Below are 17871 nucleotides of genomic sequence, written 5' to 3'. Positions count from 1 at the left end.
CATCAGCAGTGGCTTCTTTCATCGGAGTTGAAGCGGTTGCGGAAACGCACGGTGATGACTGGTATGCGAATAATGACGGGTGGGCCGATGAGTTACCCGATTTGAACGACGGAATCGGTGGAGGTGAGTTCTACGAAAAATACCGTGCTCGCGTGGAGAGTCCGAAGACGCAGCGAACGATGCGGAATTACATGGCGAAGCTCGAACAATCGGGTTACTTCGGAGTGAGGGAAACGAAAGGCCAGCGCTATCACGCCGTTACGTAATATTCCGGTCAACCAGGGAACGTTCCATCATTCCGTTCCCACAGCATGCCGAGATGAAACGCCAGCGTCACCATGACAACAAGCCCGATCGACAACAGAACTGACTGGTACAAGCCAGCCTGCTCACCGCCTACAGTGCCAACCACGCTGTATGCAACCAAAATTAGCCCACCGAAAATAGCGAGCACGTTATAGCCGATCTCGCTCATACGGTGGCTTCGCATTCCAGAGAGTTAGTACATACGGCGACTCCCTCAATAGGAAGGGTCCTCAAACCGAGTAGGTGTATCTCTGTTGTTGATGATAGCACAGAGTCAGATTTTCGGAAACACCCCGCTCAACCTCTTTTCCCCGGATGCTCTCCGATTGCTCATGGGAGACCTTGCCCCCACAGCGTTCGACATCGAAACGAGTGGATTAGAACCTGGTTCGGTCATCACCGTTGCTGGGCTTGCCTTCGAGTTAGGTGAAGTACTCTTACAGATGAACTGGAGGCGTGACTCACCAACCACTCTGCAGGTCGAGTCGATCTCAGAGTTTGTGAGGACGAATACGAGCTCTTGACCGCACTAGCAGAGGTGAGCAACAAGCAGATTAACACTGATGCTCACTACCTAACCGCATATCACGGCGAAACCTAGAAGGGCGAGTTCGATTTACTGTTTCTTCGTACCTCTTGCGTCACTCACGGGGCTCCGTGGCCGTTTCCGGATATGGCATACGCAGGCATGCTTGAAGTCATTGACCGGTTCAACACGAATGAAACACGCGATCTCGTCGGCGTATACGACCAGTTAATCGGGGCAGAAACGTGCGATCCGTTCTCGGACAGCCAGGAAGCTCTAAACGCTTTCCAGAACGGTGAGTGGGAAGTACTGCTCCGACACAATCTCGCGGATATTCATCGAACACGGGAACTTGCTATCCTTTCCGGTGATTAGGTTCCGAAGCTAGATGTCCGAATGAAGAACCTCACTCTCACGGTTTCTGAAGTGGCTTGGTAAGGAGCTGGACTCACTCCTGTAGTACCCTTCCGGGTCAGCCCTTCTTGAGCCACATCAACAGGCAACAGCGCGTTTTCTCGGTGTTTTCCTCGATTCTGCGCCGGTATCTCAGATAGCTGGTGGTATCTCCCGGGGATTTTCAAGTGAAATCGACATTTCAGGCCGTGGGAGTGTTGATATCCGTGAACGTTTTGACCGGCATTCGCAGCGCAAGGGAACAGATTTTGTATAGCACTATACAATATACAACAATATTTGTGACTGGACCGTAGAACTGTCAGTCTGGTACACGTCTGCTGTCCCGACAAAACTATCACGAATTGGACTAATATACTGAGCATGCCCAAATCGGCTGACTCAGATTCAGAGACGGAGTCGGGCCAGTCTTCCCCTGGCTTAGAGCGGACGAAACCATGGGAAACAGCCGACGACGTCCCCTGGAGTCTGCTCAACGAGGCCCAGCTGGCCGACGCCTACGACGCCGTCGTGGCGCCTGCGCTGCGAAGCGAGGACAGGGACCCAACAACAGACCGCCCAAGCTACGAATGGCTCTCAACCAATGGCTTCCGGGGACTGACCTACGCCCTCTCGACCTACCATGAGACAACCTTCTCCGACTTCTGGCAGGAGACGCTCGGCTATGGTGAGCAACAAACCCAGTACGACTGGGGTATCGAACACGACGAAACCAGAGAATCCCTCGAAACATATCTCGACGCCAAGCACGAGGCCGCCAACGACTGGACTGAGAGCACTCGCGAAACTATTCGCTACCGGCTTGCCCGCTACGCACGTTCATATCGGGAGCGCCACGGGACTGATGACCTGCTTAGTCCTGTCGACGCTGATACCGACATCACGGAGACTGAAGCTGTCGACCGGTGCCGGGAGACATTCGCCTATATGGGCGAACAGTTCGCTGACGCGACAATCGCCAGGGTGCACGACGCGATTCGCAACTGGTACACCTGGCTCGTCGAGCGGCGTGTCGCCACTGTCAATCCGACTAACGGCGCTGAGGACTGGTTCGGCTGGCAACAATCCTCAGATACAGACCCGGTAGCACTTTTGCCAGAGCACGTCCGGGCGATGTTCGACACGGCTGTCCGCAGCCGAGACAAAATGCTCCTGATCGCCCTCGCTGGCTGGGGCCTCCGAGCTGGAGAGGTCGCTGCGCTCCACGAGGACCAGCTGGTACTCGATGGGGAGAGCCCGTCAGTGGAGTTCGAGGAACGAAAGAACGGCCCGGGGACGGTCAGTATCGTGTACGGCGCCGACGTGGCACAACGCCACTGCGACCGTGTCGACGGTTACCTGTTCCCCTCGAAGCAGTCCCAAACTGGCCATGTCTACCCCAGTACTATCGCCACCTGGTTTCACGATCTCGCCGACAACGCGGGCGTCCCCGAGGAGATCGACGGCGTCGAACGCAAGCCCCACATGGGCCGACGCTTCTGGTACGACGCCTACTCACAGACGACGCAGGAACTCCTCACTCACGTGCAAGATATAGCTGCCGAACAGGGGTCTGCAAGCGCGAAAATCGCATTTGAGGATTATCTCACACAAGAGCGAAAGCGAGAGCTCCGTCGGGAGTTCATGCGAGAGAAGCTTTCCAGAGCGTTCACCGACTCAGATGCATAGATTGTCGAGACAGTGTAGACACTGCTACGACATTACTCTTCAAGTAGCGAGCGAACGAGCATGGTCGACGTACTGGTTTGAATCCCAACTCCGAGCCTCGGAAATTGCATCGAGGGACGACATCGCAACATCAGTATCAAGCTGTCCGTTCCGTACGAAGACTGAGAGCAATGTCGGTGTGGTAACCAGTCGTGTGTTTGCCAATGAGGCGTGAATCAGGCCCAACTGGTTGAATTCGTCACACAACAACATTGCAGCGTCAATATCGTTCGCGAGCGTGACAGCGGCGTTCTCCCCATCATCAAGCGGGAAGGTAGCATCGAGCGACACTGACTGGACGGAAAATCCACCAGCCTGGTCGAGCACAGCCTGCGCACCACAGCCATGTGCATCATCGTATGATGCGATATCTTCGAGTTCGTCGACGACAATCTCTGGAAGTAATACTTCGTAGGTGTCTAAACAGACGGTTAATGGATCAGTAAAGGCTCTCCCGACAACACCGAGACTCATGAGGGCCGACGTATCTGCAATGAGGACGCCATCTATAGCTCAGCAAGGTCCTCAATGTGTCCCTCATCCAGTTGCTGTTTAAGGACGCGAAGATTGGCCGCTTCTTCTGCACCGACGAGTGATTTGACCTGGTCAAAGGTCACTTCGTCGTCGTAATAGGCAGCAGCGATTTCTTGGACGAGTGCATCGTTGTGGGTCGCCTCCTGCAGATACTCACGGAGTGCTGTCAGCAGAATATCCGTCCAATCTTCCCCAAGTACATCCGCAAGGGCGTCTGTCCGATTGATTAACCGATGGCGAGCGCGAAATTGGAGGTTGTCGAATGAAACAGCCGCTCAGTAAGTATGCAAATGGATTCTTCTAACCTTCTTAATTTTAAACGGATAGATGACTTACAGAGAATGTGATGGACGGTTCTCATTACAGGCTCGTTGGAATCCTCGTTACACTGGTCGTCACCGGTGGACTCTATTGGTTCGTGGGCCATTTTCGACTGGCGGCAGTTACAGGACTGTTATTGGGAAGCGGTCTCCTTATGACACTTCGAATGGTCCAGTACCCCTCTTACAAGACTAGTAATAGTTGGAAAAGTGGACGATGGACCGCTCTTGGTGCGGGACTTTACACCCTTGCTGCGGCTGTCGGTGTCGGTCCGACACTGCCGATTCCGACCAAACTCCGGCTCGGACTCGGATTCCTCGTACTCGGTGCTGGATTTGTCGGATACACAGCCGGCACTATGGCCGAACTGGAACGGAATACGGAGTAATCGTTCATCTTTGGCTTAAACAGTTTGTACATTCCCTGTATCGACTGATTGGTACCAGCCGAACCTGACGCTGCTCCTGTGCAGTCTGTTTCGACCAGTGAGACCCCGGTCAGCTTGGCCCACGCAGGTTGGCGGACTCAATATTAGCCTGATTAAGGACAGCGCCCGAGAGATTGGCCCCACAGAGTGTAGCTTCGGCGAGGTTGGCATTTTTCAGGTCCGCACCAGCTACGATATCATCCGTCGTGAGTTCATCGTGTGGAACGTGGATAATTGGCGAACGTTATGTGTTGATTGTCAGCATGAGCTGCATCGATTGGCCATACGGTGAACTGAAGTCCCAAGACAGGTCCCCATCGGGGGGCATAAGCTGCTTATCGAGCTCCAAGGCATCCGCGTCGAGCCCCAGCCAAACCGCAATGATCGGAGCGGATAGCGTGCTATACTGGGCGACGAGGGTGCCAAACCGGCTGGCATCTGTCCACTCAGCAAGGTCACCGTGTCCCTTTGCCCATCGTGCAAACAGATCGGCGAGCGGTTCAGTACTGGTGGTGCCGGTGACCTCAATTCCCTGCTTATAGTCGGATTCGGGGTAGCAGATGGCCCATTCGTAGCGACGGCGGGAAGCGTTTTCTTGGGGCATCGGGATATTGACCGGGTTGAGACTCGATAATAACAGTACTGGTTTAGCAGATTATGGGGGAGGGAGAACACTGGCGGCCGTAGATGGAGTAGCAAATTCAACGCCTGAATTATTGACTGGATCTACTCGAGTTCGTTAGCGAAACGAGCCAGCGCTTGAATGAGTTCAAGCACTTGTCGACGGTTTCGGACAACAAGTGCCCGGCTTGCCTCACTTCGGCAGCGGATTTCTCGCTGACCGGAATCTTTCTCAACCAGTTGGCTTTCTGCATCGGGACCGATGACAACGGCGTCTCGGAGTTTTTGAGACATCGGGATATCTACCAGACGAAGACGCACTAATAATATTACTGGTTTAGCAAAATATGGGTAAGGGTGTTTTACCCTCACTGTCCAAAGACTGGGGTTATGCCTCTGTCGCATAAACCGGCGAGACCGCCGGCTACACACCGGATTTCCGTTCTAAATTGAAAGGAGGTTCACAGCTTTGAAACAATTCGTACTGTGGAAGTTACTCTGTTTCAATGTTGGCGGAGAAAACTCGCCCCCGGTTCAATACTGAACTAGAAGATACGACCGATAAACAGCCAGTAGTACAAATCTATCAAAGCACTGTTAAAGTCCCACTAGCTAGGCATTTTGTCAGAAATGAATTTTATTAGCATTTTTTGAACAGGTTTTGGGATGTTTGGATTGGATAGATGGGGGGTGAGTCCAATGAATTTGGTTTCACCTAAATCCGCATACGTCGCGCGATACTCAGTTTTTCTAATTTGACCGTTTTTATCCCTGTTTCTCTTTTTAACCCGGTACTGTGATTCCAATACTGGCTCGAAATCGTAGATTTTCCTCATTTCCTCCATCGGATACATCTCATTATCGCTATATCCAGTAAACGAAATAATAAGATTAGGATTACCCTGACTGACAAGATCTTGAACGGTTTTTTTGATGATTGAGTTGTATTGCTCAAGAATATCTGGGTTGTCGTCTGCACTCTGTTCTTTCCATGCTTGGAGAGCACTTTTATTGGGTGTTCGAAGGAAGTCCCTATTCATCTCTATGGTCTCACTCAGCAATTCTGGATTCTCTTTAAATACTATATTTCGCATCCTTTTGGCGATTCGATAGGAGCTACCACCCACAATATAGTCATGATGTTTTGGAAATCCGAATGTAGAATTCTCATCTTGTAACTCTAACATTGATGAATGTGGTGGGCCCTTTTCCAATTCTTTCTTTCCAATCCCAGGATTTCGTCCAAGAATTATAATCTTTGGATCATCAATTATTGGACTGGACGAGATTTGTATTCCATAGGGGAATGCTTCATCTAATTCATTCTCCCATAGATCTAACAGTTCTTTTTGCTTTTCGATGGCTAAGTTCTCAAGCGACACGCATAGCAGGATGTCTTTTCGGCATAAAAATCCCCCTCCATTTTCAGTTAATCACATTGGACGCGATAGATTGCTTGTTTGCAAATTCCGGTGACACCTCACTAGCAGATATATTCCTTCAGCTTTCAGTTGCCAGCGGACAGTCTTCTTAAATAATACTGGAGCCATTCGTGTTTGTGACCCTGACCAAGCTACTGACTCGGCACCAGTGTTCAAACAAACAATCGCTGACTGATTTGCAAACACACTGAGTAACCGATTCATCCTCTAAGTCATGTGCGGCATTTCTAATTGGCTTCTGATAAACAGTCGCTGACCAGCGTAAGCGTGTCGCCTGTATTGACCACAACGGGGTCAGAATTTGTCATCTGCTGAGTGTTTCAACAGAGCCGCTTCTTTCCATTATTTAACTTTCACTCTGTGGCAGTGCCATTTATCCCCTGACTGAGAAAGGACTCAGAGAGACGTGATTGAGGACACAGCTAGCAAGAACGCACCATCAAAAACCCCACAGATTGACCAGATCTATATCGCCGACGAGCGGGGCCTCTATTCTCGGGCCGGACGAGCCGAACGACCGACGGATATCGTGATGACGCCAGAGCAACTCCACAGGCGAAATCTAAAACGGGCATTCGCGCGCAGGAGTCAACCACGCTCGTCACTGGCACTTCGGACGCCCGCCGATGTAGCGCAAAAAGTCATCGCGACACAGTCCGGGAGTCCGCCAGACATGTTGGACCGGCTCAACCGGATCCAGAGACTGGAAACGATATTGGCCGACAACCCGGACAGCTATGACGAACTGAAACCGGTATTCGGTACTGACCTCACCGCATCGATAGAGCAAATTGAGGTTGCACGCCAGGAACTACGACTCATGGCTGGTTCCGATACGGACCGCCTGACCGCAGTCCGGAACGTCGCCGACGGCCTGTCAGCTGTCGGGGCGGCCGACACATCTGCACTCCTATCAGGGCTCCAGAGGCTCGATATGCAATTGAGAGAGAACACTACCGGCGTCGTGTCCGAGAGTGCGCTTTTCGAAAGAGCAACTCGGGTAGTCGAAGCAACGGATGGAGCAGCATGGGTAGAAGCGTACGAACACATCGAACGCATCGCGGTCGCGGGAATCAGTACTCTCGGGACACCGTTATTGGAGTTCCTCCATTCGCTGTCGGTCACAGCTGACCTAGAGGTAGCGCTATATCTCCGAGCCGGGACCGGTCCCAGAATCCGCTACAGACTCGACAGCAGGATAGGGGAGTCCACCAATCGGGACCCATCATCGCTATCGAACAGCCAGTGGGACATCCAAACGCCGACGTGTCCCGTCACTGAAATCCCTGCCACAACGCGACACGAGGAATGCCGTGCAGCCGCTGCACTGGTTGATGGACTCCTCAAAAACGGCCACGAAGTCAGCGACATCGCACTCGTCGCCCGCGACGCTGATGAGTACAAACGGCCGCTATCACGAGCGATGGCTGTGTACGGCCGCCATCTCTCGGTGTGGTCACAGCTAGAGCTGAAACGCACGCTTCCGTACCAACTCGTCGTCGCCTCGTGTGAAATACTGGACACACTACACAACGGCATGGTCGATATCGAGCAACTGCTCCGCCCACTGGCCCTCCACTGGACGCCACAGCGGGGATCGATCAACACACCGATGTCCGCTGCGGAGCTGAGTGCCCTGCGGCGACAGCTAGACGATGGCGAGGCGAGATCGGTCGAATCGTGGTTGGAACATATTGGGGACGTGGGCGGCGATGTGGATACACAAATCCAGCAGTTAGTCGCATTCCTGAACTGGTGTCGCAACCAACCGACGCGTCCTGAACCAGAAGCTATCACCGAAGTGTTGACCCCACTTGTCGACGCGTTTGACCAAAATGTCCTTCCATCCCTCGTCGAGAATGATGACCCCGATTACACCGATGTCTCACGAACAGCCCGAGCGGTTGAGCGTGTGGCGGGCGAAACAGAGGGGGACCATCTGATTCGGGAAACGCGTGCGAAATACGGCAATTGGGTCAACCAGGGATACATCAGCCGCTCGTGGGGCTCAGTACGAGACGTTCTTGATGCCCTCGCGACGGCACGGCCTGGACGACGAGAACACAAAAATGCCGAGCGAGTCGACGTGCTCGATGCGACGGATACCTGGCTACGGTCATATCCATACGTTATCGCACTCGGACTCGTCGATGGGGTGTGGCCACAACGAACCCATGGAGCGTTTCCGGCCGAGTTCCGAGCGGCGGCCGTTGACGGAGATTCGCCGCCGGCACGTCAACTCGGGGTACGTGGAGCCTGGACCGAAGCCAGGGAGTACGATCACTTCGCCGACGTCGTTCGGACAGCGTCGGACCAGCTCGTCGTAACTCGATTCCGCGAAGATGTCGAAGGCGTGAGCTACCAGCGGTCGCCCCTACTGGAGACACTAAATCCGACACAAGTAGAAGACAATACTCGACGCCAACTCTGCAGTGAATCGGATGAGATACCCGCACCGCTGTCCAGCACACCGGCCGAAACGGCGTCTAATGATGGTGATCTACAGTGAGAGCCGTACGAAAGGCCAGGGACTATCGGGCGAAACGAAAGCGAAGTGCGTGGGGGTGGCGCCAGTGAGTGAAAACATCCCACAACTAGAGGGTGCACAGGCGCGAATCCGTGAGGCGTTTCTCAACCACGAATCCGGTCTGTTCACACTCGCGTGTACTGCCGGATTCGGGAAGTCGACGACAGCAGAGCAAATCGCAGCCGAGGGACTGGCTACTGCTGCAGACGCCGGCACACCACATCCTGAAGACTGTCTTGCAGTTGTCTCGTTTTCCCGCGACGATGCCGCAAGTATCGAACCCGGATTAGATGCCGTACTCACCGCGTTTGCCGACGACAACTTGACGACTGAACAGTCACTCGATGACCAAACCGCGAACAGACTCCAGCGTGGTCTCCGCCAGTCGGAGTACATTGGGACTATCGATAGTGTCCTTCGGTCAGTATTCGAAGGCGTTACGACAGAAGTCGGCTTCGACGAGATGCCCACAGTCGGGAATGAAGCGTTGCTGGCCTCGCTCCGTCGTGACAGCCTCGAGGAGTTACGCAAGGAACCCGAGTACGCCGGGCTGTTCGAGCAATTGGAAGACGCATACGGCGAGTCAACAAGAGTCGACGACCTGCTGGAAGCGGGCCGCAAAGCGAAACGCGAGCGACGGCTCTCCGAAGGGGCCTTTCGTGACCAGCTCACAGACACCGTCGACGATATCTATCCAGAGGGACCGCCTTCTACGCTCACAGACATTCGTAACGACATCAGACGGAGTTACAACGATACTGCGGCGGACGCGTTCGAGCCAGCCGAGTCGCCTGAAGCGGCAGTTCATCGCGATCAGGAATGTCACGACCACTGGCGCGACTGTATCAGCGCGTTCACCTCGCTCGTCGTCGCCTACGAACGTGTCTACGACAGCACCTGTCGCGACCGCGGCGTCATCGGCCACAGTGATGTAGCCTACTGGATTGCAACGTTCTTCGACACGGCTACCGGCGACCAACGTGGCGCCGACCATACGGTCGACGAGACAGTCCGTGAGCGCATCCGACAGCGGCATGCGAAGCATTTCCAGACGCTGGTGGTCGACGAAGCACAAGATATCTCTGTCGTTCAGCACGACGCACTCGGGGAATTAGTACCAGATGACGCCCGTGTGTTGCTCGCGGGCGATACGAACCAGTGTATCTACAGCTGGCGTAACGCTCGGCCCGACCTGTTCTCACAGGCCTGCACACAGGGCCATTACTTCAACAGAGACTGGCGCGTTCACGAGCGAGAACAGGCGGCGAAGACGTACCGGATGCGACCGGACATCACCGCCGCTGTCGACACCGTATTTACCGACGTATTCACTGATGCGCAACGCGGCGCTGTCGAGACGCTGGAGACGGACTATCCACTGGTGACCACCGATCGGGATGGAAACCAGACGCCCTCAGTACACGTGGCGGGATATCACGCCAACGGAATTCCGGGAAGCGACAAATGGTTCGAGACCGGTGAAGCTGATACCCTTGCAAACTACCTCCACAGTGCTATTGCGACAGCTGAGTTTGACACCCAGGGATCGACGACGGAGATTACCGTCCTGTTCCCCCGACGGTCGAATATGGACCTGCTCGAACGAGAACTGCAGGCCCGCGGGCTCGCAGTTTCCAACGCGAGCCAACAGCTGTTCGCGACACCGCTCGTCGAACTCATCTGTGCGGTCGTCGACTGGCTTGTCAATCCGTTCGACCCAGACCGGACGCGGGCCTTGTTCGAAGATGAGGCCTGTGCATTCCTCCGAGCGACGCCGCCAGCGGACAGCCCACTCGAGACCGCTCCAAAGGAAGTGGTATCCAATCACGACTTTCAGTTCGAGGCGGTATCAGACAAGACTGAATTCATCCCTGCCGTCGAATCGTTTATCGGCGGGCTTCGCGCTCTCGCAACGCGACAGGCCCGCCACGCGAGCGACCCCGGCGAGCTCGTGTTGGAAGACATCATCGAGACGCTCAATTTGCGGACCGACCCGCTAGGGCTCGTCGAGGATGAGGAACGCTGCCTCGCAATCATCGACGCGCTACTTGACCATGTCGGTGAGTGGGAAGGGACCGACCGCTACAGTCTCGAAGACCTCTCAGCCGTGTTTGACGAGTATCGTCGTGAGCCAAAACACGGCCCAGCAGTTCCAGTAGTGAACACGGCGGACTACGACATCGTCTTCCGAACCATCCACAATATGAAGGGCGACGAAGCCGATGTCGTCTGTTTGGCAGATATAAGCAAACCTGTAGGTGCCTACGGCCCTCACGGCGAAGTGTTTCTCGACCATACCGAAACGGTCGCACTGGCACCCCCGGAAACGGAAGCCAGGATACAGGTCGAGCAGGATACACAGGGGGACCAAACCGAGTCGACACCGCTACGATGGATAGCTAATCGCTGGGTCGATGACCACCTCGCCGGCGCACCGTCACTCCAGGAAGCCGGCATCGCCCACAGGGCCGACCGCTGGCGACTCCTCTACGTCGCTCTAACCCGGGCGCGAGATCACCTCGTACTCTCGCTCCCACATGAGCAAGCAAGCGGCTCACAAGCGCCACGAAACAGCTGGGTCGGCACCCTCCAGCACGCACTCGAACTAGAGCGGGCACCACAACAGGGTAGCTACGAGCTCACAGTACAGCGACCCGACGGTCAGAGACCACTTACAGTCGGTGTGAATGATGTCCCGTTCGATCCACCGCCCATGTCGACTGCGTCTCAACCAGTCCCACGAGCATCAGTATCGCCGCCGCCAGTCCAAACCCGGCGGACACCACGGTTCATCAGTGGGAGTACACTCGCACCGCTCCAGACAGCGTTCGACCGCCACTGGCTCCCATATCTGCAAGGCCGAGCGTTACATACTGAGCAACCTGACCCCGACTCAGAATTGGAGCTCCCGTTCGACGCTGTTGGCCCGGAGACTGTCGGAACGATTGCACACGACGTACTGACGGCGGCTATCAGCCTGGATATCAGTACAGAGCACCTCCGGGCCTGTTCGGGACCATTGGAACAGGCGCTAGTCGCTAGTGTTGCCGACCACGCCGCCAAGGCCAGCCTATCCGAGCGAGCGGCTATCCGTGACTTCGTGGGTAACACTGTTTGCCCGCAGTTTGCAGCCACAACAACATGGACCCGATTGCAAGCAAGCTCAGCACAGTTTATCGAGGAACCAGTGGATGCAGTCGCTAACGTAGCAGGAATCAAGGTAGAAGCACACAACCATGTCGACATCGTCTCCGTCACTCCGGACGGCACCTGGCACGTGGACGACCTGAAGATTGCACTCACGGAACCTGGAGAGGCGCTCCGTTCCCGGCATAAACGACAGGTCGGACTCTATGTCTGGGCACTCAGACAGCAACTGCCCGGAGACACGAACCCCGAGGTCTCTGGGACACTCACATACCTCGGAACCAAATCCCTCACTCATAACCTGACGGTTTCTGAGGACGATATTCGGGAGTCTTTGGAACAACTTCGGTCGCGGTGATTAGGTTCAGACGTGGAGAGACCTGCGCCTAGAGGGGCAGCCCTGCAACTTCGACCGGCTCGGCGGTGACCGAGCCGAGGTCTGTGGTCATTTCTGCGTTCTGATGACAATCCAATCCCGATTTTATAGTTCGTCAAAGCCCACTGGGTAGACTCGTCGGTTCGATGGAGGGTTCGGCGTCGGGCCCGACCATGGGGCCAACGTCGACGCTGTTCGCGACGATGTTGGGATCAATCACCGTCGCCGCCCTCCCGGTGGTCGTCTTTCTCGTCACTCACTGGCTGCCCACTCGTCTCCACATCCGTGTATCCATATTTTGATACTTCTCCCTTTGGGGGTCCCCCAGAGCGGCGCTCGTTTGTAGCCCGCTGCCGAGCGTACTTGGCTTCACACCATTATTGTTCTATTGTCCCCCTTCTCTTTGGACTATTCCCCCAACAATACAAAGTGTGGGGAGATAGCTAACAGTTTTAAAGAGGCTCTAATCTCTTTTCAGCTCGTAAAATAGTCTGGAGAGGATTTTTGGATATCTCCCATGAAGGAATTTAAGCTCTCCAGACTCTCTCAATCCATATTTTTAGCCGTAGAGGCGTTTTCGCTTCGTTCAACCCCTTCCGAAAAAGAGTGGAGAGTCTTCAGCAGTTTGGAGACGGCTGATTTCGCCATTTGCGGCGTTGAGGTCTAACTAAGAATATCTCACTTGCCGGTTGTAACTGGAAAAGTCTGGAGAATACTGAAAACCACTGTGTTAGACGTTTTGAAACACCCATATATAAATCTAATTCTCCAGACACCCCTCAACAGTTTGGAGAACGCGTATTTCACCAAATTAGGAGTGGAATACTGTGAAAATATAACTGAGAATACCAGATACTACCTAAGAAGCTATATCTGACGTGAATACGGGAAATTAGGTCTTATAATAGTAGACAAGAAAATACTCATAGAAACTCAATATAACCCAGTATTTTGCCTACAGCTCGGGCGAGAGAGCGGCTAGGTATTACTTCGACGGTCGTCATCAGGCACTTTCCGTGACTGGCAGCAGTGAGGCTGAAAACTTATTACACACCCGTCTTGCATATGCAGGTGGGACTCGGTCCCCGCTTGCGATACCCCTCTGACATTCGCCCACCCGCGCCATCGTTGATGGGCCCGGGTCCCACACTCTTCGGACCAGATGTTGCCCACGTCTGGCTCTAAACCTCCCGTTCGAAACCATCGCGAGCGCTACCAGTGGTCAGCCGGCGTGGTCGACGACCGTCATCGCTGTCCTCGATCGATCCCGTACAGCCGTTGCAGCACTGCGGGCGCGAGCAGGTACATGACCCTGCCCGTGTAGGCGGCCACAACGGTCCCCGCGACCAGCGCAGCGAAGGCCGTTGCGTCGACGTGTGGGGTTAGATCGATGCCGATAGCGACAACGCCGCCGACGACGAAGGGGACACTACTTCCCAGGGGGACACCAATGAAGAGGACAGATGTGGGGCACCGGTTACCTGTGGAAGCTATCGGTGTTCAACTGGCAGTGAGTGCAGCAAGAATCATCAGACCTACAATCGTCACCCCTCTTTGGAATAAGGAGGGAAATGAATAATTCAGCGGAGGACGATTTCTGGTATCCAACTGTCGACGACATCTTGACATTACATGCTGATATCATCGCTGAGGATTCGTCGTCGGATTCGGGTGTTCACGACCCGGACCGCGTCGAGTTCGTCCTCACGTATATCCGCGATGGATACTTCGGTGAGGTGCCGTCGACTGTCCATGAGAAGGCCTTTCACTTGATGCGCCTACTGGCATCGAACCACTGGTTTGCGGATGGCAATAAACGAACTGCGCTCAACACAACTGAGTTGTTCTATCTACTGAATGGATACCAGCTGGACTACGGTGATGATATTCGGTCGATGCTCAAGCTGTTCTCAGTGCGTGAAACATTGATCGACGATACCGCCGGACCGGCCTATCTCGCCGATCAAACGACAGAGGTAGCGCCAGATGCGGACTCTGACCCGCTTGCTGGCCTCGTAGTTCTTATTCTTGCGCTTGTAGCGGAGTACTCTGATGAGGATCTCGAAGACATCATCCCCGAGGATGATGATGCGACATCAGTCAGGGACCAGTTCGGTCTGACCCGTGAGTATGGCACAACGGTTAACCTTACCGAGGAAGAATCTGAATCTACAGATGGCAGCTGACAAGGACGATGTTGGTGATCCCCCAATAAACCTCCTTGAGCAGCTGCTGGAGCAGGCCCGACAGAAATATATCGAGGTCAATGATGAGGAGCCTCCTGACGAGTTCCTTGAGGAGGCAGAAGACCTTATTCTCAGAGAACTAGCTGAGGACAGCCGGGACGCACATCGCGACATCTATGATGCACTGGCCGACGAGTGACCCGCGTCGCCCCATAGACAGCTCACAGCCGTTGTGACGGATGCAGTCCATCGACGTAGCCGCTACCGGTGTATCCGCTTCTGAAAGTGTCTATACAGCAACCGTCTCCCGCCTGCTGCAGCTAGCGAACAAGGCGTCAACGCCGACAGGGCACGTGCCGGCGGCTCCACACACCACTGCTCCCGTTGCTAACTCCCCCTCGTCACACCGTAGCCCCGTCGGCGCCGGTCACAACGGGCGTGACACCGCCGGTCGTAGCGGAGTGACCATCGAGCAGGTCCAACCCGAGGTAGCGCTTCTCCAGTAAGCCCTCGGCCGTTGCCCGGTCCATCGTTAGTATCTCCGTCGACGACTGGCGCCGGCCCACCTTTCTGGTCTTGACCCGGGCATCCTCGCCACCCAACTCCTGGAGCTTCGACCACACTCGCTTGACAGTCTGGCGATGGGGCTCCTTGCCTAATTCCGCAGTCAATGCCGTCGTCAAATCGTCTTTGGTGAAGAAAACGCCGGAGCCATCCACGCGTTTAGTCCCGAATTCAGGCCATCGCTTGGCAATCTTGATGGCGCGGTAGGTGTTCTGGCGATTACTCTCCTCGACGAACACCTCCTTGACAGTCTGCTCCCGACAGTTCGCGAAGAAATCTAGCGGTGAACTGCTGGGCTCGACTCCATCCGGCAGGGTCTCGGCGTCTTCCTGCTGGTCGGCGTCGGCCTCCAGCTGCTGGGCCTTTCCGATAGCACTCCGGGCGATATCCCGTGTTTCGTCGTGGGCGTCCTCCAGGTCGTCGAGGCGACTGTCAGTGGCCTCACTTTTGCCGCTGGCCGTCGTGGCGACGTCGTGGATCCGTTCGAGCTTGGCTTCAAGCTCGTCGACCCGCTCTGCAAGTCGGTCCCGCTCAGCCACCAGCGTTTCCAGCAGCGTGTGGACCACAGGGTCGACGTCACGCTCCCCAAGCGCCGTCAGGAGCGTCTGGATATCTTCTTCCGCCATGGTCCCCAACTCGCAATCAACTGCACTGGAGCTGGCCACAGCGCTTGCTTGGGCATCGGCTGCAGTCTGGTCTGACATGCACGACCCACGCCCGGAACCGAACCGGGCGAAACCGACCACGGCGTGGGCTCAGTGAAAGATGCGAGTATCTTTGTGCCCGCCGTCGGCGATGAGTGTGCCCTGGTGTTGGAGCTGGGCGACCTCGCCGGCGTGGGCTTCGAGCAGCTGTCGGCCAGTGTCGGTCAGCGTATACACGGTGCGGCGCTCGTCATCGGTGGTCGTCTCGGCGACCGCGACCAGGTCGTCCTCGACGAGTCGGTCAAGATTCTGGTAGAGTCGGCTGTGGTTGATGGGCTCGCTGTAGCGGTCGTCGAGCCATTCCTTCAGCGCGAGACCGTAGGGCTCGCCCTCACAGGCGGCGATGGCCTGCAGACAGTCCCGGCGAAAGCCCGTGAGGTCGTGGTAGGTCGTCATCGGTGGTCCTCCATCGTGGGGTCGACAGGGTGGGTAAAGGCGCTGGGGCGGGCGCGTGAACGGAAGTCGATTTGCGGGGGGTTTGGGTGGGTTGAACGGCTCGGAGAGCGTCGCTGGCCGTCGAAGACGGCCGATGAACGGAAAGTGAACGGAAGTGAGCGGAAGTACTGCCCTCCGGTGGTTTTTCGTGGGCAGAACCGTGAACGGAAGTGTAGGTTTTGCCGGTAGTGTTGTGGCGGTCGGACTGGTGGGGTCGGTAGTGCACGGCAGCGATGCCTCTCGTCGTGGGTGGGCTTTCCTTTGGTCATGGGTTCAACGCGACGCCGCGGTGTTGGGACGCCGCTCTATTTCACTGTGTTCGGCTATGGCCACTTAACCTTTGCTGGCCGTTAATGAAAAATACCGCATAACTTAATCGACAGTCCGGACTGTCATTTGTTGTGCCTAGAGGACCAGATCCGTCGGCGAGCCCGCGTGAGATTCTTCTCTACATGGTCCAATCCCCCGACCCAGCGTTTACTGCTGGTGAGATAGGCAACGAATTCGATAAAACTCGGCAGTGGGGACATCAACAGCTGCAAAAACTGGAGTCCTCAAAGTACGTAGACAGTAAAAATCCAGGCGGCAACTCTCGTTTCTACTGGGTGACCGACGAGGGTCGTCAGTATCTTTCAGAGACTCGGGAAACTTAGTCTTCGACCCACCAGACGACAGACTGATTACCCGTCTTCTTCCGCTCAACAGCTCCCTCCTCATGCAATTCTGTAAGGCGCTTGTGAGCCCACTGGCGGGTATGTCCGAAGAATTGTCCGACCTCTGAGGCAGCTGCAAAAGGACCCTCAATATCGTCGAACGATTCGATAATCTCTGAGTCACTTACCGACTGTTTTCCCTGAGACATCTCTGCTCAGACTTTAGTTAACGGCCAGCAAAAGTATTATGGTGCCTGCGTTACATAGAATTAGACAGGAACACACGCGCCGCTGGTCGATTTCTCACGAAATCACCCCGGTGTTGGAGCACCGAGGCGCGTGGTTCCGGTGTGAACCAATGACGACTACGCAAGCGAACCCCCAAGAACGTATCGCCCGCGAATTACTCACTCAGTCTCCCGGGACGTTCATCGGCGTCGACGGTGACGGCGCCGGCCACTACTGGGACAGCTACGAGCGCGCTGTTGCTGTGGTGCCCCGGGACGCTGAGTCTGCTGAGGACGCCGAGACGTTCGAGCTGGACGAAACACCGCTGGCGACGCTCGGTGACTGGTGCGAGTACGTGCGTGGGGAGCGGGGTTGGGAGATCGGCCCGCATGTCGGTGGCTCGCTGGTCGGCGACCTCGCTCAGGCGGTGGACGCATGAACTGCTCCGTTGGTGACCGCAAGCGGATTCAGTGGGCCGCCGAGTCGCTGCGGCGACTGGTCCCGACGGCTGGGGTCGACGTTCTTGCGCCAGCTGAAGGACAGCATCACGACTGGTCGTTGGAAGCGACGCTCGCGAACGTGGAATGTGTCCGGTCGGACGTCTACGGGGCGTTGTTGAACGAGGATTTAGATTTGCAGCTGGTGCAGCCGAGAGGGGAGCATTACGTGGTAATCGCAACGGCGTAGCTGATTAGGAGAACAACAGTTTTGATAGTTGACTGCGATAGCACGAATTCTTCGACATCACCATTG

General features: G+C 55.4%; 17 protein-coding genes. 9 read left to right on the top strand and 8 right to left on the bottom strand.

Going from position 1 to position 17871, the window contains the following annotated elements:
- Positions 1-274: 274 nt before the first annotated feature.
- Positions 275-475 carry a hypothetical protein gene (locus tag NJQ98_RS18770; RefSeq protein ID WP_262181615.1) on the bottom strand — a complete coding sequence of 67 codons (201 nt, stop codon included), beginning with the start codon at positions 473-475 and terminating at the stop codon, positions 275-277.
- A 163-nt stretch (positions 476-638) separates the two neighbouring features.
- Here NJQ98_RS18770 and NJQ98_RS18765 point away from each other — a divergent pair, with 163 nt between their 5' ends.
- From NJQ98_RS18765 to NJQ98_RS18755, 3 genes are all read left to right on the top strand, one after another.
- A complete protein-coding gene (locus NJQ98_RS18765) occupies positions 639-830 on the top strand; it encodes a hypothetical protein (protein WP_262181612.1) in 192 nt (63 codons plus the stop codon).
- 149 nt (positions 831-979) lie between these two features.
- Entirely contained in the window at positions 980-1207 is a 228-nt protein-coding gene (locus NJQ98_RS18760; protein ID WP_262181609.1) for a hypothetical protein, read from the top strand.
- 402 nt (positions 1208-1609) lie between these two features.
- Entirely contained in the window at positions 1610-2914 is a 1305-nt protein-coding gene (locus NJQ98_RS18755) for a tyrosine-type recombinase/integrase (RefSeq protein WP_262181605.1), read from the top strand.
- Positions 2915-2953: 39 nt separating this feature from the next.
- Here NJQ98_RS18755 and NJQ98_RS18750 read toward each other — a convergent pair whose 3' ends face one another.
- The 5 genes from NJQ98_RS18750 to NJQ98_RS18735 all read right to left on the bottom strand — a co-directional run bounded on the left by NJQ98_RS18750 (position 2954) and on the right by NJQ98_RS18735 (position 6238).
- Entirely contained in the window at positions 2954-3463 is a 510-nt protein-coding gene (locus NJQ98_RS18750) for a PIN domain-containing protein (RefSeq protein WP_489146086.1), read from the bottom strand.
- Entirely contained in the window at positions 3460-3714 is a 255-nt protein-coding gene (locus NJQ98_RS18745) for a hypothetical protein (protein ID WP_262181684.1), read from the bottom strand. Before NJQ98_RS18745 ends, NJQ98_RS18750 begins: the two co-directional genes overlap by 4 nt.
- Positions 3715-4305: 591 nt before the next feature.
- The gene (locus tag NJQ98_RS19180) at positions 4306-4413 is read right to left on the bottom strand and encodes a pentapeptide repeat-containing protein (RefSeq protein ID WP_431357509.1); all 108 of its coding nucleotides are present in this window, start codon (positions 4411-4413) and stop codon (positions 4306-4308) included.
- Positions 4414-4479: 66 nt separating this feature from the next.
- Positions 4480-4839, bottom strand: a complete 360-nt coding sequence (locus NJQ98_RS18740; protein WP_262181600.1) for a hypothetical protein — start codon at positions 4837-4839, stop codon at positions 4480-4482.
- A gap of 625 nt (positions 4840-5464) precedes the next feature.
- Positions 5465-6238: a hypothetical protein gene (locus tag NJQ98_RS18735; RefSeq protein ID WP_262181598.1), complete on the bottom strand. Its 774-nt coding sequence runs from the start codon at positions 6236-6238 to the stop codon at positions 5465-5467.
- A gap of 466 nt (positions 6239-6704) precedes the next feature.
- Here NJQ98_RS18735 and NJQ98_RS18730 point away from each other — a divergent pair, with 466 nt between their 5' ends.
- The 4 genes from NJQ98_RS18730 to NJQ98_RS18715 all read left to right on the top strand — a co-directional run bounded on the left by NJQ98_RS18730 (position 6705) and on the right by NJQ98_RS18715 (position 14733).
- Positions 6705-8807: a PD-(D/E)XK nuclease family protein gene (locus tag NJQ98_RS18730; RefSeq protein WP_262181595.1), complete on the top strand. Its 2103-nt coding sequence runs from the start codon at positions 6705-6707 to the stop codon at positions 8805-8807.
- Positions 8808-8871: 64 nt separating this feature from the next.
- Positions 8872-12330 (top strand): UvrD-helicase domain-containing protein, encoded by a 3459-nt coding sequence (locus NJQ98_RS18725; protein WP_262181593.1) that lies wholly within the window; start codon positions 8872-8874, stop codon positions 12328-12330.
- 1589 nt (positions 12331-13919) lie between these two features.
- On the top strand, positions 13920-14534 hold the full coding sequence (locus NJQ98_RS18720) for a type II toxin-antitoxin system death-on-curing family toxin (RefSeq protein WP_262181590.1): 615 nt from the start codon (positions 13920-13922) through the stop codon (positions 14532-14534).
- Positions 14524-14733: a hypothetical protein gene (locus NJQ98_RS18715; protein ID WP_262181586.1), complete on the top strand. Its 210-nt coding sequence runs from the start codon at positions 14524-14526 to the stop codon at positions 14731-14733. The genes NJQ98_RS18720 and NJQ98_RS18715 overlap by 11 nt, the downstream gene beginning before the upstream one ends.
- 202 nt (positions 14734-14935) lie before the next feature.
- Here NJQ98_RS18715 and NJQ98_RS18710 read toward each other — a convergent pair whose 3' ends face one another.
- Together NJQ98_RS18710 and NJQ98_RS18705 are read right to left on the bottom strand one after the other, a co-directional pair.
- Complete coding sequence (locus NJQ98_RS18710; RefSeq protein WP_262181565.1) at positions 14936-15802, bottom strand: hypothetical protein; 867 nt, start codon at positions 15800-15802, stop codon at positions 14936-14938.
- A 51-nt stretch (positions 15803-15853) separates the two neighbouring features.
- Positions 15854-16198, bottom strand: a complete 345-nt coding sequence (locus NJQ98_RS18705) for a PadR family transcriptional regulator (RefSeq protein WP_262181563.1) — start codon at positions 16196-16198, stop codon at positions 15854-15856.
- Positions 16199-17248: 1050 nt separating this feature from the next.
- Here NJQ98_RS18705 and NJQ98_RS18700 point away from each other — a divergent pair.
- On the top strand, positions 17249-17557 hold the full coding sequence (locus tag NJQ98_RS18700; RefSeq protein WP_262181561.1) for a hypothetical protein: 309 nt from the start codon (positions 17249-17251) through the stop codon (positions 17555-17557).
- Positions 17554-17805: a hypothetical protein gene (locus NJQ98_RS18695; RefSeq protein WP_262181559.1), complete on the top strand. Its 252-nt coding sequence runs from the start codon at positions 17554-17556 to the stop codon at positions 17803-17805. Before NJQ98_RS18700 ends, NJQ98_RS18695 begins: the two co-directional genes overlap by 4 nt.
- Positions 17806-17871: the final 66 nt, after the last annotated feature.

It is taken from the genome of Haloarcula laminariae, from assembly GCF_025457605.1.
Classification (GTDB): Archaea; Halobacteriota; Halobacteria; order Halobacteriales; family Haloarculaceae; genus Haloarcula; species Haloarcula laminariae.
Note: the sequence above shows the minus strand (reverse complement) of the source record. Positions and strands in the feature narration are given on the sequence as shown.